A 20,656-nucleotide genomic window follows, 5' to 3' on the forward strand; every position below is an offset into this window, starting at 1 on the left:
CTTCATGGCGCACACCCGCTTGCCGAGCCCTGGGGGCGAGTGTGGCGATCCGTCCCGGCAGATCTGGACCGGCTTCGGCAACCGCTGTCCCGGCTGCCACTAGCAGGCGGTTCGCTGTCCCTCGCTCGCTGCTTCGATGTATGTCAACATAGATGTATGTCGAATACGAGGGTGCTGCCGCTGCTGGAACCCGAGGTCCCCGAGGCCGTGGCGCCGTGCTGCCCTCCGCTCACGGAGCGACCGCTGAGCGCGGAGGAGGCCGAGTGGACGGCGCGGATGTTCAAGGCGCTGGGCGATCCGGTACGGCTGCGACTGTTCTCGTTGGTCGCCTCGCACGAGGGCGGCGAGGCGTGTGTGTGCGACATCTCCGACGTCGGTGTCTCCCAGCCGACCGTCTCCCACCACCTGAAGAAGCTCAAGGAGGCCGGCCTGCTCAGCTCCGAGCGGCGCGGTACCTGGGTCTACTACCGCGTCGAGCCGTCCGTGGTCGCCGCGATGGGGCAGATGCTCGGCAGCGCGACGAGCTGAGCCGCGGCGAGAAGAGTAGGTGAGCCCCATGGGTGAGTCGTCGGTGAACCGTCCGGCGATCCATGAGGAGTTGGTGGAACGTCGTAGGAGGTTCTCGGCCGCCGCAGGGCAGGCGAGGCGGCTCACTCCGGCCGACAAGGGCCACTGACGTAGGGAGCCCGAAGCCGCGCGGTTGCCGCCCGCGCGCTCCGGGGCCGCACGGATCTCGTGTGCCGGGCGAGCGCTGTCGATCACCGTCACCCGCGGGCGTGCGTCATGCGGCGGGCTGGTCGTCGGCCGTTCGTCCCGGCATGAAGATCAGGGACACCAGCGCCAGTCCGACTACGACCCCGACGAGTTGCACGCCGATGAACCCCGCGACCGAGCCGGGCGCGATCCCCGCGAAGGAGTCCGTGAAGGCGCGGCCGATCGTCACCGCCGGGTTGGCGAAGGACGTCGACGAGGTGAACCAGTACGCCGCACCGATGTACGCGGCGACCGCGACGGGCGCGAAACGCAGCCGGTCGGTGCGGGCCAGGCCGAAGATCAGCAGGATCAGCCCGGCCGTCGCGACGACCTCGCCGAGGAGCAGGTGTCCGGCGGAGCGGTCGTGGGTGGACCACTTCACCAGCGGCCGGCCGAACATCGCATCCGCCAGGATCGCGCCCGCGATGGCCCCGACGATCTGCGCGGGGACGTAGACGGCCGCCTCGCGCAGGGTGACGCCGGCGCCGCCGCGACGGGCGGTCCACCACTCGGCGAGGGTGACGGCGGGGTTGAAGTGCGCACCGGAGACCGGGCCGAGCAGGGTGATGAGGACTCCGAGGCCGAAGACGGTGGCCAGGGAGTTGGCCAGCAACCGCAGGCCGACGTCGTCGGTCAGTTCGGTGGCCTGGATGCCGGAGCCGACCACGACCGCCACCAGGGCGGCGCTGCCCACCAGTTCGGCGGCGGCCCGCGCGACCAGAGGTGCGCGGGGTGGGGTGGCTCCGGGAGCGGGCTGGGGCTCGGTGGCGGATATGGCGGATTCCGCGGCGGTCTCGTGCGTGGCGGCCAACAAGGGCTCCTCGGTGTGGCCGCCGTAGCGGCGGGGATCAGGGGCAGGACCGCTTGACGTTGTTCTCGGCCGTGACGCGCGCGGTCTCCGCCAGGTCGGCGAACCGGCCGGCGAGTGAGGCGATGACGTCGGGCTTGAGCCGGTAGTAGGTGAACCGGCCGCACGGCTCCGTGTCCACGACCCCGGCTTCGCGGAGCACCTTCAGATGGTTGGAGAGGTTGGTCTGCCTGGCCCCCGTCTCCTCGATCAGGTGGGTGCTGCAGAGCGTCTCCTCAGCGAGGAGGGTGACGATCCGCAGGCGGAGCGGGTCGGCCAGAACCCGCAACAGATCAGTGTCGACTGACGTCAGCATGGACTGATACTGTCACATCATTCCAGGCTGATACCAGCCTGGGCTGATCTTTGGGACTCGTATCCCCGCACCGTGGGGATCCAGGCCCCGAAGGGGTTCCCGTGACCGCATCCCCGCTCCTCGTCCCGCCCTCCGACTCCCACGTCCGGCTCGCCGAGCGCGCCCGCGTCCGCACCCACCTCGTCGTCGTGGCCGGACATCTGGCCGCCGTGCTCCTGGCCCACCGTGCCGGAGGCCACCTGGTCGTCCCGTCCGCGGGTGCACAGGTCGCCGCCGACGTCGAACCGGTCGTCGCCCAAGCCCAAGCCCAAGCCCAAGCCCTGGCCGGGGCCGGGGTCAGGATGGATCTGACGGACGCGTTCCGTGAGCCGCTGACCGACGAGGTCGTGCGGGCCGTCGGCATCGTCATCACCATGGGATGCGGGGATGCGGGGATGCGGGGATGCGGGTCCGGTCGTGCCCGCCGGCGCTGCCTGGACTGGCCCATCAACGACCCCGAGGGTGCTCTCCCGCACCACCTGCTTGATCCACATCGTGAAGGAAGAACCCATGCCCTCCAGCCCGCTCGCCTCCGTGCTGTTCGTTTGCGTCCACAACGCCGGGCGCTCCCAGATGGCCTCCGGATTCCTCAATGACCTCGCGGGCGACCGGATCGAGGTCCGCTCCGCCGGCTCCATCCCGGGCGACCAGGTCAACCCCTCCGCGATCGAGGCCATGAAGGAGGTCGGCGTCGACATCTCCGACCAGAAGCCGAAGGTCCTCACCACCGACGCGGTCCAGGCGTCCGACTACGTCATCACCATGGGCTGCGGCGATGCCTGCCCGGTCTTCCCCGGTAAGAAGTACCTCGACTGGGCCCTGGAGGACCCGGCGGGCAAGGGCGTCGAGGCCGTCCGCCCGATCCGGGACGAGATCAGGACCCGTATCGAGGCCCTGATCGCCGAGATCGACACCCGGCAGGAGATGTGAACGGCCCGGCCGATCCGGCTCCCGCACCGTGATCCTGCGGGCGCATGACGCATCAGCCGGACTCGAACGGCGACCAGCGGGAGAGGTAGATCCTCAGTCCCTCCGGGTCGGCGCCGCGGGCGACCTTTCCGAGCTGGCCGTCAGGGCGTAGGGGACCGTGGATGATCTCCGGCCGGGGGCCCTGCTTGCCCAGCCACTGCGCGGTGAGCGGGTCGGTCCGCCCGTTCAGGAGCGAAGCGAGGCGGGCGTTGACGGCGATGAGCGGGGTGAGCCGCGCGAAGCTTGCGTGCGGTCCGAGTCGTGTCTGTTGTCTCTGGCTGTCGTGGTGACGCTTTCCCAGTGGAGTCGGTGATGGCTGTGGTCTTGGTCCGGATGCCGGGCCGACCCGCGGTGCGCTGGAGGGGGCGACGGCGAACATGGGGTGACGTGGGAGGTGTGCCCGCGCCGGTGTCAGGCGCATTCGATCTCCCGGGGCGATGTCAGCTGTCTACGTCGGCGGCCGTGAGGGCGGCGAGGGCGGCGTCGAGGCGGTGGGCGGCCTCCTCGGCGACCGGGCGGAGGGCGTCGAGTCCGGTGAGCGTGACCATCGTGTTCGGGGCGAGTGCCTGTACGGCGGTGTGGTCGCCGTCGGTGCGGACGACGACGTTGCAGGGCAGTAGCAGGCCGATGGTGCGGTCGGTCTCCAGGGCGCGGTGGGCGAGGGGCGGGTTGCAGGCGCCGAGGATCACGTAGTCCTCCATGTCGAGGTCGAGCTTGGCCTTGAGCGTGGCGGTGACGTCGATCTCGGTGAGGATGCCGAAGCCCTGTGCGGCGAGGGCTTCGCGGACGCGGCCGACGGTGGTGGCGAAGTCGGTGTCGAGGTGCACGGTGCGGTCGTAGCGCATGGCGGTGGCCCTTCTGGTCGGCTCGCACGGTGTGGGACGGGTGTCCTGCCGTGCGTCAGGTGCTCGTGAGGTGTCTTCAAGGGCTTCCCCTGGCTCCAGAAATACCCCCTGGGGTATTCATGCTACGGTCGAAAGCATACCCCCCGGGGTAATTCTTCGCTGGAAGCTGGAAGGGAGTACCCCGTGTTCTTCGTCGACACGATCGAGGTGTCAGGGCTCGGCAACCGGAGCTATCTCGCGGGCGGTGAGCGGACGGCGGTGGCGGTCGATCCGCCCCGCGACGTGGATCAGGTGATCGCGGCGGCGGCCCGGCGTGGTGTGCGGATCGCGCAGGTCGTCGAGACGCACGTCCACAACGACTACGTCACCGGCGGCCCGGAGCTCGCCCGGCTCACCGGCGCCGCCTACCTCGTTCCCGCCGGGGCCCGTGTCGCCTTCGCGCGCGTGCCGGTGCACGACGGTGACCGCATGGAGATCGACACCGCCGCCGGCCTGACCCTGCGCGCGCTCGCGACGCCCGGTCACACTCCGCATCACACCTCCTATGCGCTGGAGGAGAACGGCGCGGCGGTCGTCGTGTTCACCGGCGGTTCGCTGCTGATCGGCACCGTCGGCCGTCCCGATCTCGTGGAGCCGCGGCTCACGGAGCAGCTGGCCCGGGCCCAGCACGCGTCGGCGCACCGGCTGGCCGCCGAACTGCCCGACGGCACGGCCGTGTTGCCCACGCACGGCTTCGGCAGCTTCTGCTCCTCCACCCAGGCGCAGGGCAGCGATACGACCATCGGCAAGGAGAAGGCGTCCAACGAGGCGCTCACCCGGGACGTGGACGACTTCGTCGCCGGTCTGCTGGCCGGCCTGGACGACATCCCCACGTATTACACGCACACGGGCCCGGCCAACGCCGCCGGACCCACGCCCCTCGACCTGACCCCGCCGGCTGTCGCCGACGCCGGGGAGATAGCCGCCCGGCTGGCGGCGGGGGAGTGGGTGGTGGACCTGCGCAACCGTGTCGCCTTCGCCGCGGGGCACGTGTCCGGCTCGTTCAACTTCGAGGCCGAGGGACAGCTCGCCACGTATCTGGCCTGGCTGATTCCGTGGGGCAAGCCGGTCACACTGCTCGCCGAGTCGCCCGCTCAACTGGCCGCCGCCCAGCGTGAGTTGGTCCGCGTGGGCATCGACCGTCCCGCCGCCGCGGCGACCGGCGACCCCGGCGGCTGGGTCCGGGAGGGAGAGGCCCCGGCTTCCTTCCCGCGGGCCACGTTCGCCGATCTCGCCGGCCGGTATCCGGCGCAGGGCGTCGTCGTGCTCGATGTCCGGCGTGGCTCCGAGCGGGCGGGCGGGTGCATCGAGGGGTCGGTCCACATCCCGGTCCACGCCCTGCACCGCCGCCTCGACGAGGTCCCCGCCGGCGAGGTGTGGGTGCACTGCGCGGGCGGCATGCGCGCCGCGATCGCCGCCTCCCTGCTGGACGCGGCCGGTCGCGAGGTCGTCGCCGTGGACGACTCCTTCGACGCGGCGGAGAAGGCCGGGCTCACCGTACGCACCGTCTGACGGCGCCGTACGTCGCGGCGACCCCCGCCGATCTTCCGTACCGACACGGGAAACAAGGAGCGAGAAACCGAGATGGGTATTTTCCGACGGGGCCGGGGAGGCCCAGGCCGTGTGACCGTCCAGGAGGCGGCCGCGCGTACCGGCCAAGGGAAGAACGGGAACGCCGGCGAAAGCGGTGCCGGCGCCGTGCTGCTCGATGTCCGCGAACCTCACGAATGGCAGGCGGGGCACGCGCCCCGAGCCGTACACCTGTCCCTCTCGGCACTGGCCGCCGGGGCCGGACTGCCCGCCGAGGCGCGGGCACGGCCCCTGGTCGTGATCTGCCGCTCGGGCAACCGCTCCCGGCAGGCGGCCGAACTGCTGGCCGCGCGGGGTGCGGAGGCCGTGGACGTGATCGGCGGCATGCGGGACTGGGCCGAGGCGGGGCTGCCGGTGGTGGACCCGCGGGGCGGGAACGGCACCGTCGCGTGAGCACTCTCATACTTGCCCTGGCCGCGGGTGCGGTCATCGGTCTGGCGCTCGGCGCGCTGGGGGGCGGCGGCAGCGTGCTGGCCGTTCCCGCCCTGATCTACCTGCTCGGTTTCACCCCGGTCGCGGCCACCACCGCGAGCCTGGTCATCGTCGCCGTCACCTCGGCCACCGCCATGTCCGCGCACGCCCGCGACGGGAACGTCCGCTGGCGGACCGGGCTGCTGTTCGCGGCGGCCGGCATCGGCCCGGCGATGCTGGGCGGAGCGCTCGCCGGACGTGTCCCGGCGGCCGTGCTGACAGCGGCCTTCGCGATGGTGGCGGGAGCGGTGGCCCTGCGCATGCTGCGGAGCGGCCCGCGTGCGGCGGACACTGTCGTGCCGGTGCGGCCGGGGAGGGCGGCGGCCGCCGGGGCCGGGCTCGGCGCGGTCACCGGCGTCCTCGGCGTCGGCGGCGGCTTCCTCGCCGTACCGGCGCTGGTGAACGTGCTCGGCATGCGGATGCGCTACGCGGTGGGCACCAGCCTGCTGGTCATCACCGTCAACTCCCTGGCCGCGCTGGCGATGCGCACCGGTACGGCCGACGGGTTGGACTGGGCGGTCATCGGCCCCTTCGCCGGGGCGGCGATCCTCGGCGCCTGGGACGGGAAACGGCTGGCCACGAAGGTCTCCGGGCACACGCTTCAGCGGGTCTTCGCCCTGGCGCTGCTGGCCGTGGCCGCCTTCATGCTGATCGACGCGGCGGCATGACGCGCCGCGGCGGACGGGCCCGGGCGGGCCCTAGGCCAAGGACAGGAACAGCTTCTCCAGGCGGGCGCGCATCTGCTGGGCGTCCTCGCCGTTCTTGCGGCCGGACTCGATGTCGGTCATGCACTGCTGCATGCCGGTCGCGATGATCGCGAAACCGGCACGGTCGAGAGCGCGCGAAGCGGCGGCGAGTTGCGTGATGACGTCCTCGCAGTCGCGCCCCTCCTCGATCATCCGGATCACGCCGGCGATCTGACCCTGCGCGCGGCGCAGGCGGTTCAGCACGGCCTTCAGGTCCGCACCCTCAAGCTCCAGCTCCACGACCACTCCTCCATCAATACCCCTAGGGGTACTGTACGTCCCGGTTCGGGACGACGGCGACCATCAAAGGATCACACCCGCCATGACCAGCTCTCCCACCCCCATCACCCCTGTCACTCTTGCCACCGGCCAGGCCCGCACCCGCCTCCACGAACTCACCGTCATCGATGTGCGCACGCCCGCCGAGTACGCCTCCGGCCACCTGCCCGGCGCCCTGAACATCCCCCTGGACCATGTCCGCCGGGCCCTGCCGGAGATACGCCACGCCGCGGAACGCGGTGACGTCCTCGTCGTGTGCGCTTCCGGGGCGCGCTCGGAGAACGCCTGCAAGTTGCTGTCCGAGCAGGGCATACCGACCGCCACCCTCGCCGGAGGCACCGGAGCCTGGGCCGCCGACGGCCACGACCTGCACCATCCCGCCGCCTGCGACACGCGGGCCGGCTGGAGCATGGAGCGGCAGGTGCGCTTCACCGCCGGGACGGTGGTGCTCCTGGGCCTCTCCCTCGGTCTGCTCGTGCACCCCGCCTTCCAGCTCCTGGCCGCCGGTATCGCGGGAGGTCTGGTCTACTCGGCGGTCACCGACACGTGCGGCATGGCCGTCGTCCTGGGCAAGCTGCCCCACAATCGCCCCCGAGGGGCCGACCTAGACGCGGCGCGCGCCGCCCTGCGCGGCCGGTGAACCGGCGTTGCTCATCGGTGACCCTCGTCCTGAACGTGTGCTTGGTCCTGCGCGACCGGGCGGAGACGGGTGAGCAGGTCGCGTCGGCCATGGGCGGACAGGCCGAGTCGGCCGGCGCGTTCGAGATCGATCACGCCGCTGAGCAACCCGAGGACGGCACGGGGCGGACCGTCCAGGACGAGGTCCGGGTCGGTGGCGCGGCCGAGCCGGGTGTGGATCCGACCGCTTCGCAGCTCGATGACGGCCAACTCGTCGGACGCGACGAGTTGAATGACCGCGGGCGGGCCGTCGGGATCGGTGTCGGTGGTGAACCACGCCGGGGCGTAGGCCAGCCACTGTGCCTGGAACGCGTCGTCCGGCCGTTCCACGGTCATGAACCGCAGACCCCACAGCCCGAGCGCTTTCAGTACCGGCTCCAGCGCCTGACCGGTCTCGGTCAGGGAGTAGAGGCCGGTGGCGACCGGCGGTGGCGCGTCCTCGCGAGTGACCAGCCCGGCGGCCTCGAGTTCCTTGAGGCGGGTCGACAGCAGGTTCGCCGCGACGCCCGGCAGCCCGTTCTTCAGGTCCGTGAACCGGCACGGGCCTTGCAGCAGCAACTCCCGGACGATCAGCAGTGACCAGCGGTCACCCACGACGTCGAGGGCCCGGGCGATCGAGCAGTACTGGCCATAACTCCGCATGCGCCCAGCCTAGTCCCGGCGTGGTTGATTTTTCAAATCAAGTAGTAGAAAAAATAAACCACGCATGCATAGTCTTCCACCATGACTCGTGCACCGTCGAAACCACTCGTGCTCGCCGCGCTGCTGGCGGCGTCGTTCGTGATCAACCTCGACACCACTCTGGTCAACGTGGCGCTGCCGACGCTGACACGCGAACTGGGCACCTCCACCGCGCAGTTGCAATGGGTCGTGGACGCCTACAACCTCGTGTTCGCCGCCCTGTTGCTGACCTCGGGGAGTCTGTCCGACCGGTTCGGCCGCAAGGGCATGCTCATGGCCGGTCTGCTGGTCTTCGGCGTGGCCAGCTTCGTCGGCGGGTACGCCAACTCCTCGGCGGAGCTGATCGCGGCCCGTGCCGTGATGGGTCTCGGGGCCGCCATGACGTTCCCGGCCACGCTCTCACTGCTCACCGGCGTCTTCACCAGCCGCAAGGAGCGGGCGCTGTCCATCGGCCTGTGGGGCGCGACGGCCGGTATGGCCATCGCGCTGGGGCCGATCGTGGGCGGCTTCCTGCTGGAGCACTACAGCTGGTCGAGCGTCTTCTACGCCCTCGGCCCGGTGTCGCTGGCCGTCATCGCCCTGGTGGCACGGTTCGTCCCCAGGTCGCGGAACCCCCTCCCGCACCGCCTGGACTTCCTGGGCCTTGTCCTGTCCGCCGGCTTCATGGGGCTGCTCGTTTACACCGTGATCGAGGCCCCCGACCGTGGCTGGGCATCACCGGCGTCGCTCGCCGGCTTCGCCGGTGCCGTCCTCCTGCTGATCGCGTTCATCGCCGGCGAGCGCCGCACCGACGAGCCGATGCTCGACGTGCGGCTCTTCAAGGACATGCGCTTCAGCGCCGCCAGTGCCGCGGTCACGGTCGCGTTCTTCACGCTGTTCGGGTTCATCTTCCTGATGACGCAGTACTTCCAGTTCGTCCGGACGTACAGCCCCCTGTCCACCGGCGTCCACCTGCTGCCAGTGGCGGTCTCCGTCGCCGTCGGATCGCCCCTCGGGACGCGACTGGCGGTCCGTGCGGGCACCAAGGCGATCGTCACCGTCGGTCTGGCCCTCCAGGCGATCTTCTACTTCTGGGTCGCAGGCGTCATCTTCCCGACGCTCGGCTACGGCGTCATCGCCCTCCAGATGGTCGTCTACGGCCTGGGCATGGGCCTGACCTCTGCGCCCGCGACCGAGTCCATCATGGGAGCAGTCCCCTCCGACCAGGCCGGCGTGGGGTCCGCCGTCAACGACTCCACCCGTCTCCTGGGCGGAACGCTCGGTGTCGCGGTCATCGGCAGCGTGTACGCCTCCCTGTACGACGCGCGGCTCAGCAGCGCCCTCCCCGCGACACTGCCCACCCCGCTGACGGACCTCGCCCATCAGTCCGTCGGGGCGGCGTTCGGCGTCTCCGGCCAGCTCGCCGCCCACGGTCAGCCGGCCGTGGCCGACGCCGTACGCCAGGCCGCGACCGGCGCCTTCGACCACGGCCTCAGCGTCGGGTGCGTCGTGGCCGGACTCGTCGCGGTCGCCGGTGCGCTGCTCGCCGGCGTCTTCCTGCCCGCCCAACCCCCGCAGCAACCCGGACCGGCACACCGGCCGGCCGAGTCGGCAGACACCACCAGCGACCGAAAGGACCCGGTGCCATGACCTACGGAGAAGCCGCCGTCCGCCAGACCATCGACCGCCTCCTGAGCGACCGGCGCGATCTCGACGCCGCGGCCGACGGAGCCCTGGACAACCTCGACCAGTTCCACATCGGTGGCGCCGACGCCGTCGAACGGCTCATCCCCACGCTCGCCCTCGCGCACGGTGACGTCGTCCTGGACGTGGGCTCCGGATTCGGTGGACCCGCGCGCCAGATCGCCCGCCGCACCGGCAACCACGTCGTCGGCATCGACATCACCCCGGCCTACGTCGACGCCGCACGCGACCTCACCGCCCGGGCCGGGCTCAGCGACATCGTCCGGTTCCACAACGGGGACATCGCCGGTTTCCCGTCCGATCCGGCCTTCGACGCCGCACTCACCATGCACGTCCAGATGAATGTGCGGGACAAGACCACCTGGTTCCGTCACATCGCCGAACGCCTCGCCCCCGGTGCGCGCCTGGCCGTCTGGGAAGTCTGCCAACCACACCAGGCCGACCTGATCTGGCCCATGCCCTGGTCACTCGACGGCACCGACAGCTTCGTCGTGTCCGCCGAAACACTGCTCGTCTGTGTCGAGGACGCGGGGTTCGCCGCGGTCGAATGGGCCGACGAGTCGGCATGGGTCCAGGACTGGATCACCAAGACCTTCGCGAACGGCCTGCCCGCCGGACCCGCACTGCCGATGCTCCTCGACGACGGCTACACCCGCCTCATCGACTACACCACCGCGCTCGCAGACGGCTCCCTCGAAGTCTGGCGTGGCTCTTTCACCAAGGAGTTGCCGTCGGGGTGAGCGACAGCCCGGTTCCGGCGAGGCATCCGTCGACGAGGTGACTGCTGTGCCGGCTCGTGCGGAGCCGTGCCGGACGGTAGGCACAAGGTACTGCCAGTGCTCGTCGTGACTCCAGCCGTCCGGGGCGTAGTCGGCGCCCAACCAGACGCCGGAGTAAACCCCCGGACCAGGTCGAACCCGTGCACCACTTCCCTGGGCGCGACCCACATTTTTCAGTGTTTGTTTGTTCGGCGCCAAGGGCCGAATGCGAACAACGCCTGACGGGCTACATCTGGTGCCGACGGCCCGCTCCCGGGTCCCCGGATCGCCCATGCACGACGCAGCGGGCGGCTCGCCTTCCGGCTGGTAGGCGCGGAGCGCACTCAGGCAGCGGACAGCCCACTCGTCAGACGAACGGAGAAGCACATGCCCAGAAGGAAAACGCTCACCACCGGTGCGGCGGCACTATTGGCGGCGACCGCGCTGGTGCTGTCCGGCAGCCCCGCGCAGGCCGACGACGCGCGGGCCGCGGGAACCCGGCTCCCGGCAGAACTGGACGCTCTGATGCGGGCGAATCCGGGCGCGAAGCAACTCGACGACCGCACGATCGAGCTGCGCAACGGAGTCGTCGCCCGCCTCACGCCGGCCTCGGAGTCCTCCGTCGCGGCCTGGCCGCCTTCGTGCGACTACGGCTGGCTGTGCCTGTTCAGCGGCATCCAGGGAGGCGGCGACAGGCTCAACCTCTTCCGCTGCGGATTCGTGAACATCGGCAGTGTCTACGGTTGGAGCGACAAACTGCGCTCCTACGTCAACAACCAGACGCCGGGTACCCGCTCCAGTTTCTACAACTGGACGGGCAGCCAGTGGGAGTGGCTGGGAGACTCGGTGGCCAAGGACCAGAGCCCCAATGTTCCGACCCGGCTGTGGTACACCGACGCGATCACCGTCTGCTGAGGGTCCGACCCGGTTTCCAGCAAGGTGAAGCGAAGTAGGTGCCGTCCTCTATGAGCGGCACCTACTGGGGCGATTCGCCCCCCCAAGGTGCGGACCGGGTCGTTCTTCCCCTCCCTGATCGAGCGGCGCCGGCGCATCGACCGGGCCCCGTTCGCCGTGGTCGACGAAGAACCGGCCGCGTTCAAGGAACGGCCGCTGGACCACACCGTCTTGCCTTACGTCCTTGCCCTACGTCTTCCTGGACGCGACCTACTGCAAGGCCAGGGCGAACCACCGGATCGTGTCCCGTCACGGATGGTGAACGGCACCGGCCCATCGACGTCCTGCCGGGACGCGAAGCAGCGCCTTTGGCCGCGTGCCAGGCTACCCACCCGGCAGAGGTGCCGCGCTCGGCGCCCCGGAAGCCTTGCAGGGCGCGGACCGGCTCCATCTCGACGGGCAGCGCCCGTACCTGGCCGAGCGCATGCGGGCCCATCATGCCCTGGTCCACGGCCTGTTGAACGAGGGGATAGGGGACGGGCCTGTGCGCCATCGCCCGGCATCTGGGCTGGGTACGTCACACCGTCCAGCGGTTCGCCCGAGCGGCCCGCCGGCAGGACGCCGTCACCGCCGAGCGTGCGACAGGTAGGCGGTTGGCTCACCCGTCGCCCCTCCATTGGAGCTCGGGCGGCACCGAAAGCGCCGTAAGCCGCATCAAAAAAGACCAAAGGGCACCCCGTGCACCAACAAGCCCCCTCCGAGCGTCGCCCCTTCACCACGCGATACGTGGTGAAGGGGCCTTCACGTTCCGGCCGCGGCCGAACCAGCGCTGGGCTCGGATCAGTTGTAGTTGGTGCATCCGATCACGCCGCGACTGATGTCCTTTCCGCAGGCACGCCACGGTGACCCGAAGGTGCCGACCGTGCCGCTGTTCATCGAGGTCGCGCCCGAGGGCACCGTACGCCAGGCGGTCACGGCGCCCGATGCGTTCGTCACCCAGATCTCGTCCCCAGGCGTGGCACCGGTGATCTGCCCGTGCCAGCCGTCGTCGCACCGGAACAGGTGAACCTGCGCCGCCCCGGCGCTCACGGGAATCACCGGCTGGATACAGGCTGCGGCCTGGTCGAAGGGAGTCGTCTCCGGCGCGGCGACGGCCGGGGACGTGCTGATCAGCGCGGCCGCGATGGCTGTCACTCCGACTGCCAGAGTCGTACGAAGGTTCTTCATCTGTAGATCCTTTCGGGAGTGTGAGCATCCGTTTCTTGCTGTTTCCGGACGAACGGAGCCGACGAGTCTCATCCGGCATTCCTGTTCCGTTCCTCAACCTCGCCCGTTGGCCGTCACGAGTGCGGTTGGGCCGGTCGCTCCAGGTGTAGTGGCCCGCGCGTTGTTCGCCTTCAGAGCACTGGTGCCGAACAAACAACTCATGAAAAATGTGACGCGGCTGTCAGGCCGTCACCTGGGGGAACGGGGAGGTGCGGCGATGCCGCGCAAGGAGCGACCGCTGGACGCGGGGGACGGTCCGTTACCGGAGTTCGCCGCGGGCTTGCGGCAGTTGCGGCGGAAGGCGGGCAATCCGCCCTACCGGACACTGGCGGAGCGGGCGCACTACTCGATCTCGACGCTGTCCTCCGCGGCGTCCGGGCAGCGGCTGCCGACGCTGGCGGTGACCCTGGCGTACGTGCGCTCCTGCGACGGGGATGTCCAGGAATGGGAGCGTCGTTGGCGGGAGGCGGCGGAGCAGCTCGGTGACGGGGATCCCGCCCTCGGCCTGGCGGAGGAGTCCGGCACGCCACCGCCGTATACGGGTCTGCGGCCGTTCAGGGAGCAGGACGCGGAGTGGTTCTTCGGCCGGGAGCAGCTGGTGGAGGAGCTGGCCGAGCGGCTGGAGCGGCAGCGGTTCGTGATGGTGATCGGGGCTTCGGGTTCGGGTAAGTCGTCGCTGTTGCGGGCCGGTCTTCTACCGCGCCTGCGGGACGCGGCGACCGTGGTGGTGCTGACGCCGGGGCCCCGGCCGGTGGAGGAGTGCGCGGTACGGCTGGGCGCGCTGGCGGGCATCTCGCCGGGCGGGCTGTACGAGGAGTTCCGGCAGAACCCGGAGAACCTGGCCCGGGTGCTGCGGCAGATCGTCGCCCGCTCCGAAGGGGCCGACGGGGGCGACGGGGGCGAAGGAGGCGACGGCGTCGTGCTGGTCGTCGACCAGTTCGAGGAGATCTTCACGCTGTGCCGGGACGACGCCGAGCGGCAGTGCTTCGTCGCGGCACTGGTCACCGCCGCGTCGGCCGGGTCCGGCCAGTGCCGGGTGGCGCTCGGTGTGCGCGCCGACTTCTACGCGCACTGCACCCGCGATCCGCTGCTGGTGGAGGTCATGCGCGAGGCGCAGGTGCCGATCGGGCCGATGAGCCTCGACGAGTTACGCAGGGCCGTGGTGAGCCCCGCCCAGAAGGCCGGTCTCACCGTCGAGGGCGCACTGCTGGCGTCGCTCACCGCGCAGGCGCACGGCCAGGCCGGAGCGCTGCCGCTGTTGTCGCACGCGCTCCTTGAGACCTGGCGGCGACGGCGTGGTAACGCTCTGACGCTGGAGGCGTTCGAGGCAGCGGGCGGACTCGAAGGCGGCCTCGCTCGCACCGCGGAGGAGTTCTACGGACAACTGAGCCCAGAGCAGAGGGAGTTGGCTCGGAGGGCGTTTGTGCGGCTGACCGCGCTGGGCGAGGGGACGGAAGACACCCGGAGGCCGGCGCGCCTGGCGGAGCTGCGGGGGCTCGCCGAGCGGGCGGACGGCGACGACATCGTCGCCGTACTGGAACAGGCCGCCCGAGCACGGCTGTTGACGCTGGATCACGAACGGGTGGAGCTGGCGCATGAGGCTCTGATCCGCTGCTGGCCCCGGCTGCACGGATGGCTGGCCGAGGACCGGGAGGCCCTGCGGCTGCTGCGCCGGCTCACCGATGCGGCACTGACGTGGGAGACGCTGGGGCGAGATCCCGGCGCGCTGTACCGAGGCACGCGTCTCGCCATGGTCGCCGCGCTCGACCGCGCCTCGCTGTCCGTGCAGGAGCGGGAGTTCCTGGACGCGAGCCGGGCCGCCGCGCACAGCGAGCAGGCCGCCGTCCGCCGCGGTGTCCGCCGCCTGCGCCGGCTCACCGTGTTGCTGACCCTGCTCCTGATCACCGCCTCGGCCACCACCGTCTACGCGGTGCGTGCCCAGCACACCGCCACCCGGCAGCGCAACATCGCCCTGTCCCAGAAGGTCGCGGAACAGGCCACCGCGCTGCGCTCCACCAATCCCGCGCTCGCCACCCAGCTCAGCCTCGCCGCCTACCGCCTGGCCCCCACCACCGAGGCCCGGAGCAGTCTGCTCAGCACCTTCGCGACCCCGTACGCGACACGCCTCACGGGGCACACCGACAACGTCAACGCGGTGGCCTATTCGGCCGACAGCCGCACGCTGGTCACCGGCAGCAACGACGACACCGCCCGTCTGTGGAACGTCACCGACCCCCATCGCGCCCGCCCGCTGGCCACCCTGACCGGCCACACCGGCAAGGTCAGCCACGCCGCCTTCAGCGCCGACGCCAGGACCCTGGCCACCGCGAGCTGGGACGACACCGCGCGGCTGTGGGACACCACCGCCCCGGACAGCCCCCGCCTGCTGGCGGTCCTGCGTGGCCACACCGGCGACGTCAACGCCGTGGCGTTCAGCCCGGACGGCACCACCCTCGCCACCGCGAGTACCGACGGCACCTTACGGCTGTGGGACGTCACCGATCCGCGCCGTCCCCGCACGAGGGCCTCATTGCGCGCGGACGACGACACGGACGCCGCGCTCGTCTCCGTGGCCTTCGGTCCCGACGGCCGCACCCTGGCCGCCGCCGGCTTCGACCGAGCCGTACACCTGTGGACGCTCGACGCCTCCGGGAACGCCCACAGGTCGGCCACCCTGACCGGTCACACCGCAGCCGTCAGCTGGGTGGCCTTCGGTCCCGACGGGAAGACCCTGGCGAGCGCGAGCTGGGATCGCACCGTGCGGTTGTGGAACCTGGCCGTCCCCGGACGCCCGGCCCCGCTGGCGGCCCTGACCGGCCACACCGATGGCGTGCGCTCCGTCGCCATCAGCCCGGACGGACACACGCTCGCCAGCGCGAGCCTGGATCACACCGTGCGGGTGTGGGACATCGGCGATCCGCGCCACCCGAGGCAGCAGACCGTGCTCACCGGACACACCGACGCCGCCGTCTTCGTGGCGTTCAGCCCCGACGGCCGCACCCTGGCCAGCGCCGCGGACGACCACACCGCACGGCTGTGGGACCTGCCCCTCCCCGCTCTCCACGGCCACACCGACGCCGTCTGCGGGCTGGCGCCGAGTCCGGACGGCCGTGTTCTGGCCACAGCCGGCGACGACCGCACAGTCCGGCTCTGGGACGTCACTGTTCCCCGCCGCCCCCGCTCGCTTGCCACCATCACCGGCCACACCGATGCCGTCTGCGGGCTGGCGCTGAGTCCGGACGGCCGGGTTCTGGCCACGGCCGGCTACGACCGTACGGCCCGGCTGTGGGACATCACTGTTCCCCGCCACCCCCGCCCGCTTGCCACCCTCACCGGGTACGGCGATCACGTGAACACCGTGGCCTTCAGTCCCGACGGCCGTGCCCTGGCCACCTCCGACCTGGACGGCACCGTACGGCTGTTGGACGTCTCGGACACCAGCCGCCTCCGCGAACTGGCCTCCACCACCGCCCACGCCGGTGGCACCAACGCGGCCGTCTTCAGCCCGGACGGCAACACCCTGGTCACCGCGGGATGGGACCGCAAGGTAGGGCTGTGGGACGTCGGCGACCTCCGCCACCCCAGGAGGCTGGCCGTCTCCCCGGCCCTCCCGGACGGGGTCAACGCCGTCGCCTTCCGTCCGGACGGCAAGACCCTGGCCACCACGGAATTCGGCGGCGTGACGCGCCTGTGGGATGTCACCGACCACCGTCTGCACCAGAGCGCGGCTTTCGGCGGCCACGTAGGCGACGCCTACTCTCCCGCCTTCAGTCCCGACGGGAACACGCTCGCCACCATGGGTGCCGACGGCACCGCCCGGCTGTGGGACACGACCGATCCGGTCCACCCCCAGGCACTTGCCTCGCTGACCGGCGATGAGCCCGTCATGCCGGTGTTCGCGGCGGCGTTCGGCTCCGATGACCACACCCTGGCCACAGCGGGCGCGGACGGCGTCGCCCGTCTGTGGGAGACGGACCCGGACCGCGTCGCGGACCGTGTGTGCCGACTCAGCCGGCCCGCCATCACCCGCGCCGAGTGGAACACGTACTTCGGGAACCTTGCCTACCGGCCACCGTGCCCGTGACCAGCCACCTGCGAACGTGCTCAAGGGCAGTGCCGCTGCGGTGGTCGACGACGCTGGACAGCGCGGGTTGGTCCGAGGCCGACGAGTGGTCGCATCGGGAGGTGGACGCCGAAACCGAGGATCGGCATCTCGACGCCGTTGTTGAGGGTGACGGTCTGCATGGGGCGTTCCTCAGCTTTCGCGGGTTCTTCCGAGCATCCCGCCTTCGCGCCCCCGGTGGCAGGTCGAGCTGTGCCGGGGAGCGGTGTTCGGGGTAATGACAGGGCCTCCCACGCGCCTGCCACCCAGGTCAGCGCGGTGTGACACTGGTGGCATGGCACCCGAGCAGAGCACAGACAGGGGCGACGGCGAAGAGCTGGGCCGGTTCCTGCGCGCGCGACGCACCCAGACGCGCCCCGACCAGGTCGGTCTCACCGTGGGTACCGGCCTGCGCCGCACCCCCGGTCTGCGCCGCGAGGAACTGGCCACGCTCTCCGGCATCAGCATCGACTACTACGTCCGCCTGGAGCGCGGCAAGGAAACCCGCCCCAGCCCGGCCGTACTCGACGCTCTCGCCCGTGCCCTGCGTCTCGACGACGCTGAACACCAGCACCTGCGCGAGCTCGCCACCCGGGCCGCGCAGTACGCCCCCGAACCCTCGCCGCCGAGCCGCACCGTGAGCCCGCACCTGAAGCTGGTCCTGGAGACGCTGCGGCCGAGCCCCGCCTACGTCATCGGCCGCAGCATGGACCTGCTCGCCTGGAACCCCGGCGGCCTCGCCCTGTTCGCAGGCCTCGCCGACTGGCCCGCCACCCAGCGCAACATCGCCCGCTACCTCTTCCTGCACCCGACCGCGCCCATCCTCTTCCCCGACTGGGACTACCAGGTCCGCGGCTGCGTCGCCCGGCTGCGCGCCCAGTCCGGCATCGACCCGGACGCCCCCGACCTCACCCACCTGGTGGGCGAACTCCTGCTCAAGAGCCCCGACTTCGCCAAGCTGTGGGAGCGCTACGACGTCGTCGGCCGCAAGAAGGTCCAGAAGACGTTCCACCACCCCGAGGTCGGCGTCCTCACTCTCAGCGGCCAGAGCATGCACCTTGAGGGCACCCCCGGCCAGCGCCTCGGCGTCTACACGGCCGAACCCGGCACCGCCGACCACGACGCCATGCTCCTGCTTGACCTGACCGTTCCCCAGCCGGCCACGCACCTGTACGTGACGGCCGAAGAGCGACGGCATACGCGGTCGTGATGCAGACGCCCGGTGACCGCCGGTGCCGTCCAGTTCGAGGGCTTGAAATCCGAGCGTGAAGACGCCGAACTCCGGGTGGTGGAAGGTCTTTGTCCCTGTGGTGTGGCCCTGGACGTCGTAGTGCTCCCACAACGCGGTGAAGTCCGGGCTCCTGTCACGCAGTTCAGCGATGAGGCGGCCGAGCCCCAGGGTGTCGGGGGCGATGTCGGCGAGCGAGCGCAGCCGGGCTACGCAGCCGCGGATCTGGTTCTCCCAGTCGTCCGGATACAGGGCGCGGGCCCCCGGATCCAGGGCGAGCCACCGTACGACGTTGCGTTCCTCGGGCGGGGTGTCCGTCATACCGGGCAGCAGGCGCAGGCCGCCGGGGGTGGCGGCGAGCAGTTCGTAGGTGCGGCCGACGACGTGGACGGGGTGGGGTCGCAGTGTCCGGAGCAGCAGTTCGACGCCCCGGTCCAGGGCCGGACGCTGCCCGGCGCGATCCGGCTGTTCGCCCCCGTTGCCGCCACGGGCCGTCCTGGCGGCCAGGTCGCGCAGGTGGGCGCGCTCCGTCTCGCCCAGCCGCAGAGCGGAGGCGAGGGCCTCTACGACGGACGGGCTGGGTCGCGTTCCCATGCCTCTGTCGTGTTCGAGGCGACCGGTTGTCGCTCGCCGAATGGCTGCTCTTGTTCGGGTGAGCCCCTGGAAGATCAGGTGGCACCGCCGAACACCTGGGCCGGGTGAGGCCCTTCCCGCGTTCGTCGTGGACGACCAACGCGGGAAGCTTGGCGGCTGCCTCAGCGTGAGGTGAGTTTCCACAGGTGGTCGGCGGTGCCGTTGTCGGACCATTGCAGGACCTGGGCGCCGGAGGTGGTGCTCATCTGGTCGACGCCGAGCAGGAGACCGCTGTTGTAGTTGGCGATCTTGGCGTAGCCGTCGCGGGCCGGGATGACCTGCCAGAGGTGGTCGGCGGTGCCGTTGTCGCCCCAGATCAGGGCGGTGCCACCGTTAGCGGTGCCCGCGTTGGTGATGCCGAGCAGCAGGCCGCTCTTCTGGTTGACGATCTTGTAGAGGCCCTGGCCGGCGGCCACGAGGGTCCAGTTCTGGTCGGTGCCGGTGGTGGACGTGGCCTGGACGACCGAAGTGCCTTGTGCGGTGGCCGCGTTGAGGGTGTCCAGGGCGAGGCCGCTGTTCTTGTTGGTGATCTGGTAGCGCCCGGCCAGGGACGTCGAGGTGCCGCTGGGGGTGACCGTCAGGTGGTAGCCGTCGGCGGCGTTCATCGTGATCGGCACGGTGATCGAGCCGTTCGAGACGGAGTAGTCCGTGTCGGAGACGGTGATCGGACCCGGGGAAGCGGTGGTGCGGCCCGTGTCGGGGCTGTACTCCAGCTTGACGTGGACGGTGCTGCCGTAGGCCGACAGGGAGGAGAGCCCGTTGACCGTGACGGCGCACGAACCGGTGCAGCCGCCGGCGATGACGCTGATCTGGTTGCCCGCGCCGTTGAGGGAGGCGAGACCGTCGATGCCGGTCTGGGCGGGCGGTGTGGTGGTGAGCATGTTCCCGGACATGCCGCCGTACCACTTGTACGTCCAGTAGGAGCCGTTGGGCGAGCCGCCGGTGTCGGTCAGGGTGTCGCCGAGGGTGCCGTAGTGGTTCCAGAAGGCCAGCTCGGCGTCGCGGACGCCCGCACGCTCGAACTTGGCGGCGTAGCCGATGAGGGCACCGGAGTTGCCCATCTCGGTGGGCGTGCCGTACTCCTCGATGTCGATCGGACGCGGGCTGATGCCGAGGCTGCTCTCCAGCGAGCGGTAGGCCGCGACATGGGCGGCGATGCCGGAGCTGCCCTGGAGCTCGTGCCAGGCGATGACGTCGGGGACCGTACCGCTGGCCTTGGCGTCGGTGAGGAACGTGGTCATCCAGGACTGGTTCCACGCCGAGTAACTCGGGCCTTGGATCGGGGTGGTGGTGTCCTTGGTGCGGACCTCCTTGAACGTACGGGCCCAACCGGCGTCGAAAGCGCCCGCGTTGGTGGTGTCCCAGGTCCAGTCCGGCTCGTTCCAGAGCTCGTACGCGCTGATGTTGGTGGCACCGGAGGACTTCACCGAGGCGACCTGCTGGTCCACCGCCGAGAGCCAGTTGCTCCAACTCACCCACTGGTAGGGGAAGTTCGGATACCAGTCCGGCATTCGTACGACGACCTTCGCTCCCGCGGCCGCGGCCTTCGGGGCGACGACCAAGGCGTCACCCGCGGGCGCGGGCTCTCCGTTGGGGAGTTGGCTGCCGCCGGGCGCCATCTGGACGAACGTGTTGGGCTTCAGGGCCTGTACGACGCTGTCGGCGGGGGTGCTCGCAGTGGCGAGGCCGTAGAGGCTGCCCGTGCCGACGTGGGTGACGGAGCGCAGGGTCTGCGCGGCGTTGACGACCAAGGTGGTGGCCGACGTCGGCTTCCGTCTCGACGTCGGGCAGCACGAAGTCGTGTTACCGGCCCATGCCCAGCGGGTGGTGGCGTTCCTG

Annotated in this window: 21 protein-coding genes and 2 pseudogenes; 12 read left to right on the forward strand and 11 right to left on the reverse strand. The window is 70.8% G+C overall.

Annotated features, from left to right (window positions below; translation table 11 throughout):
- The first annotated feature begins 156 nt into the window (after positions 1 to 156).
- Entirely contained in the window at positions 157 to 528 is a 372-nt protein-coding gene (locus ACNFOC_RS08145) for an ArsR/SmtB family transcription factor (protein WP_416958171.1), read from the forward strand.
- A gap of 253 nt (positions 529 to 781) precedes the next feature.
- Here ACNFOC_RS08145 and ACNFOC_RS08150 read toward each other — a convergent pair whose 3' ends face one another.
- Genes ACNFOC_RS08150 through ACNFOC_RS08160 form a run of 3 tightly spaced genes read right to left on the reverse strand, consistent with a single transcriptional unit; the run spans position 782 to position 2,227 of the window.
- Positions 782 to 1,564, reverse strand: a complete 783-nt coding sequence (locus tag ACNFOC_RS08150) for an aquaporin (RefSeq protein WP_416958173.1) — start codon at positions 1,562 to 1,564, stop codon at positions 782 to 784.
- A 37-nt stretch (positions 1,565 to 1,601) separates the two neighbouring features.
- Positions 1,602 to 1,916 (reverse strand): ArsR/SmtB family transcription factor, encoded by a 315-nt coding sequence (locus ACNFOC_RS08155; protein WP_406452774.1) that lies wholly within the window; start codon positions 1,914 to 1,916, stop codon positions 1,602 to 1,604.
- Positions 1,917 to 1,933: 17 nt separating this feature from the next.
- A complete protein-coding gene (locus tag ACNFOC_RS08160) occupies positions 1,934 to 2,227 on the reverse strand; it encodes a hypothetical protein (protein WP_416958175.1) in 294 nt (97 codons plus the stop codon).
- A 238-nt stretch (positions 2,228 to 2,465) separates the two neighbouring features.
- On the opposite strand from ACNFOC_RS08160, the gene ACNFOC_RS08165 reads away from it, so the two are divergent.
- Positions 2,466 to 2,885, forward strand: a complete 420-nt coding sequence (locus ACNFOC_RS08165; RefSeq protein WP_416958177.1) for an arsenate reductase ArsC — start codon at positions 2,466 to 2,468, stop codon at positions 2,883 to 2,885.
- A gap of 52 nt (positions 2,886 to 2,937) precedes the next feature.
- On the opposite strand, the gene ACNFOC_RS08170 is transcribed toward ACNFOC_RS08165, so the two are convergent.
- Positions 2,938 to 3,345: a hypothetical protein gene (locus ACNFOC_RS08170; RefSeq protein WP_416958179.1), complete on the reverse strand. Its 408-nt coding sequence runs from the start codon at positions 3,343 to 3,345 to the stop codon at positions 2,938 to 2,940.
- A 19-nt stretch (positions 3,346 to 3,364) separates the two neighbouring features.
- Positions 3,365 to 3,769: a DUF302 domain-containing protein gene (locus ACNFOC_RS08175; protein WP_416958181.1), complete on the reverse strand. Its 405-nt coding sequence runs from the start codon at positions 3,767 to 3,769 to the stop codon at positions 3,365 to 3,367.
- Positions 3,770 to 3,952: 183 nt separating this feature from the next.
- Between ACNFOC_RS08175 and ACNFOC_RS08180 the strand changes: the two genes are divergently transcribed.
- The 3 genes from ACNFOC_RS08180 to ACNFOC_RS08190 all read left to right on the forward strand — a co-directional run bounded on the left by ACNFOC_RS08180 (position 3,953) and on the right by ACNFOC_RS08190 (position 6,537).
- The gene (locus ACNFOC_RS08180; protein ID WP_416958183.1) at positions 3,953 to 5,320 is read left to right on the forward strand and encodes a rhodanese-like domain-containing protein; all 1,368 of its coding nucleotides are present in this window, start codon (positions 3,953 to 3,955) and stop codon (positions 5,318 to 5,320) included.
- A gap of 72 nt (positions 5,321 to 5,392) precedes the next feature.
- Positions 5,393 to 5,791 (forward strand): rhodanese-like domain-containing protein, encoded by a 399-nt coding sequence (locus ACNFOC_RS08185; RefSeq protein ID WP_416958186.1) that lies wholly within the window; start codon positions 5,393 to 5,395, stop codon positions 5,789 to 5,791.
- The gene (locus ACNFOC_RS08190) at positions 5,788 to 6,537 is read left to right on the forward strand and encodes a sulfite exporter TauE/SafE family protein (protein ID WP_416958188.1); all 750 of its coding nucleotides are present in this window, start codon (positions 5,788 to 5,790) and stop codon (positions 6,535 to 6,537) included. Before ACNFOC_RS08185 ends, ACNFOC_RS08190 begins: the two co-directional genes overlap by 4 nt.
- Before the next feature lie 30 nt (positions 6,538 to 6,567).
- Here the strand turns inward: ACNFOC_RS08190 and ACNFOC_RS08195 are convergent, their stop codons facing one another.
- Positions 6,568 to 6,855: a metal-sensitive transcriptional regulator gene (locus tag ACNFOC_RS08195; protein WP_026151438.1), complete on the reverse strand. Its 288-nt coding sequence runs from the start codon at positions 6,853 to 6,855 to the stop codon at positions 6,568 to 6,570.
- An 82-nt stretch (positions 6,856 to 6,937) separates the two neighbouring features.
- On the opposite strand from ACNFOC_RS08195, the gene ACNFOC_RS08200 reads away from it, so the two are divergent.
- Entirely contained in the window at positions 6,938 to 7,534 is a 597-nt protein-coding gene (locus ACNFOC_RS08200; RefSeq protein WP_416958190.1) for a rhodanese-like domain-containing protein, read from the forward strand.
- A gap of 11 nt (positions 7,535 to 7,545) precedes the next feature.
- Here the strand turns inward: ACNFOC_RS08200 and ACNFOC_RS08205 are convergent, their stop codons facing one another.
- Complete coding sequence (locus tag ACNFOC_RS08205) at positions 7,546 to 8,214, reverse strand: winged helix-turn-helix transcriptional regulator (RefSeq protein ID WP_416958192.1); 669 nt, start codon at positions 8,212 to 8,214, stop codon at positions 7,546 to 7,548.
- Between the two features lie 81 nt (positions 8,215 to 8,295).
- On the opposite strand from ACNFOC_RS08205, the gene ACNFOC_RS08210 reads away from it, so the two are divergent.
- The 4 genes and pseudogenes from ACNFOC_RS08210 to ACNFOC_RS08225 all read left to right on the forward strand — a co-directional run.
- Positions 8,296 to 9,882, forward strand: a complete 1,587-nt coding sequence (locus ACNFOC_RS08210; protein ID WP_416958194.1) for a DHA2 family efflux MFS transporter permease subunit — start codon at positions 8,296 to 8,298, stop codon at positions 9,880 to 9,882.
- A complete protein-coding gene (locus ACNFOC_RS08215; RefSeq protein WP_416958196.1) occupies positions 9,879 to 10,676 on the forward strand; it encodes an SAM-dependent methyltransferase in 798 nt (265 codons plus the stop codon). The genes ACNFOC_RS08210 and ACNFOC_RS08215 overlap by 4 nt, the downstream gene beginning before the upstream one ends.
- A gap of 405 nt (positions 10,677 to 11,081) precedes the next feature.
- Positions 11,082 to 11,609 (forward strand): hypothetical protein, encoded by a 528-nt coding sequence (locus ACNFOC_RS08220; protein ID WP_416958198.1) that lies wholly within the window; start codon positions 11,082 to 11,084, stop codon positions 11,607 to 11,609.
- A gap of 72 nt (positions 11,610 to 11,681) precedes the next feature.
- Positions 11,682 to 11,895: pseudogene (locus ACNFOC_RS08225) on the forward strand (IS256 family transposase); the annotation flags it as partial.
- Between the two features lie 533 nt (positions 11,896 to 12,428).
- On the opposite strand, the gene ACNFOC_RS08230 reads toward ACNFOC_RS08225, so the two are convergent.
- Positions 12,429 to 12,815: a hypothetical protein gene (locus tag ACNFOC_RS08230; RefSeq protein ID WP_416958200.1), complete on the reverse strand. Its 387-nt coding sequence runs from the start codon at positions 12,813 to 12,815 to the stop codon at positions 12,429 to 12,431.
- Positions 12,816 to 13,071: 256 nt separating this feature from the next.
- On the opposite strand from ACNFOC_RS08230, the gene ACNFOC_RS08235 reads away from it, so the two are divergent.
- Positions 13,072 to 16,938 (forward strand): nSTAND1 domain-containing NTPase, encoded by a 3,867-nt coding sequence (locus ACNFOC_RS08235; protein ID WP_416958202.1) that lies wholly within the window; start codon positions 13,072 to 13,074, stop codon positions 16,936 to 16,938.
- Between the two features lie 20 nt (positions 16,939 to 16,958).
- Here ACNFOC_RS08235 and ACNFOC_RS08240 read toward each other — a convergent pair whose 3' ends face one another.
- Positions 16,959 to 17,099 carry a hypothetical protein gene (locus ACNFOC_RS08240; RefSeq protein WP_416958204.1) on the reverse strand — a complete coding sequence of 47 codons (141 nt, stop codon included), beginning with the start codon at positions 17,097 to 17,099 and terminating at the stop codon, positions 16,959 to 16,961.
- A gap of 152 nt (positions 17,100 to 17,251) precedes the next feature.
- On the opposite strand from ACNFOC_RS08240, the gene ACNFOC_RS08245 reads away from it, so the two are divergent.
- Positions 17,252 to 18,166: a helix-turn-helix transcriptional regulator gene (locus ACNFOC_RS08245; RefSeq protein ID WP_416958206.1), complete on the forward strand. Its 915-nt coding sequence runs from the start codon at positions 17,252 to 17,254 to the stop codon at positions 18,164 to 18,166.
- A 72-nt stretch (positions 18,167 to 18,238) separates the two neighbouring features.
- Here ACNFOC_RS08245 and ACNFOC_RS08250 read toward each other — a convergent pair.
- Both ACNFOC_RS08250 and ACNFOC_RS08255 read right to left on the reverse strand, forming a co-directional pair.
- Positions 18,239 to 18,991: pseudogene (locus tag ACNFOC_RS08250) on the reverse strand (helix-turn-helix transcriptional regulator); the annotation flags it as partial.
- On the reverse strand, positions 18,940 to 20,568 hold the full coding sequence (locus ACNFOC_RS08255) for an RICIN domain-containing protein (RefSeq protein WP_416958208.1): 1,629 nt from the start codon (positions 20,566 to 20,568) through the stop codon (positions 18,940 to 18,942). The pseudogene ACNFOC_RS08250 and the gene ACNFOC_RS08255, both read right to left, overlap by 52 nt.
- Positions 20,569 to 20,656 lie beyond the last annotated feature (88 nt).

Origin of the sequence: Streptomyces colwelliae, assembly GCF_048158785.1 — a bacterium.
In the GTDB taxonomy this organism is placed as follows: domain Bacteria; phylum Actinomycetota; class Actinomycetes; order Streptomycetales; family Streptomycetaceae; genus Streptomyces.

Bases quoted from the DNA above. Each gene is read 5' to 3' on its own strand.
- ACNFOC_RS08170 (WP_416958179.1), bottom strand. From the start codon at position 3,345: ATGCGCCTGACACCGGCGCGGGCACACCTCCCACGTCACCCCATGTTC.
- ACNFOC_RS08185 (WP_416958186.1), top strand. From the start codon at position 5,393: ATGGGTATTTTCCGACGGGGCCGGGGAGGCCCAGGCCGTGTGACCGTC.
- ACNFOC_RS08205 (WP_416958192.1), bottom strand. From the start codon at position 8,214: ATGCGGAGTTATGGCCAGTACTGCTCGATCGCCCGGGCCCTCGACGTC.
- ACNFOC_RS08230 (WP_416958200.1), bottom strand. From the start codon at position 12,815: ATGAAGAACCTTCGTACGACTCTGGCAGTCGGAGTGACAGCCATCGCG.
- ACNFOC_RS08240 (WP_416958204.1), bottom strand. From the start codon at position 17,099: ATGCAGACCGTCACCCTCAACAACGGCGTCGAGATGCCGATCCTCGGT.
- ACNFOC_RS08145 (WP_416958171.1), top strand. From the start codon at position 157: ATGTCGAATACGAGGGTGCTGCCGCTGCTGGAACCCGAGGTCCCCGAG.
- ACNFOC_RS08165 (WP_416958177.1), top strand. From the start codon at position 2,466: ATGCCCTCCAGCCCGCTCGCCTCCGTGCTGTTCGTTTGCGTCCACAAC.
- ACNFOC_RS08220 (WP_416958198.1), top strand. From the start codon at position 11,082: ATGCCCAGAAGGAAAACGCTCACCACCGGTGCGGCGGCACTATTGGCG.
- ACNFOC_RS08235 (WP_416958202.1), top strand. From the start codon at position 13,072: ATGCCGCGCAAGGAGCGACCGCTGGACGCGGGGGACGGTCCGTTACCG.
- ACNFOC_RS08215 (WP_416958196.1), top strand. From the start codon at position 9,879: ATGACCTACGGAGAAGCCGCCGTCCGCCAGACCATCGACCGCCTCCTG.
- ACNFOC_RS08245 (WP_416958206.1), top strand. From the start codon at position 17,252: ATGGCACCCGAGCAGAGCACAGACAGGGGCGACGGCGAAGAGCTGGGC.
- ACNFOC_RS08210 (WP_416958194.1), top strand. From the start codon at position 8,296: ATGACTCGTGCACCGTCGAAACCACTCGTGCTCGCCGCGCTGCTGGCG.
- ACNFOC_RS08200 (WP_416958190.1), top strand. From the start codon at position 6,938: ATGACCAGCTCTCCCACCCCCATCACCCCTGTCACTCTTGCCACCGGC.
- ACNFOC_RS08175 (WP_416958181.1), bottom strand. From the start codon at position 3,769: ATGCGCTACGACCGCACCGTGCACCTCGACACCGACTTCGCCACCACC.
- ACNFOC_RS08155 (WP_406452774.1), bottom strand. From the start codon at position 1,916: ATGCTGACGTCAGTCGACACTGATCTGTTGCGGGTTCTGGCCGACCCG.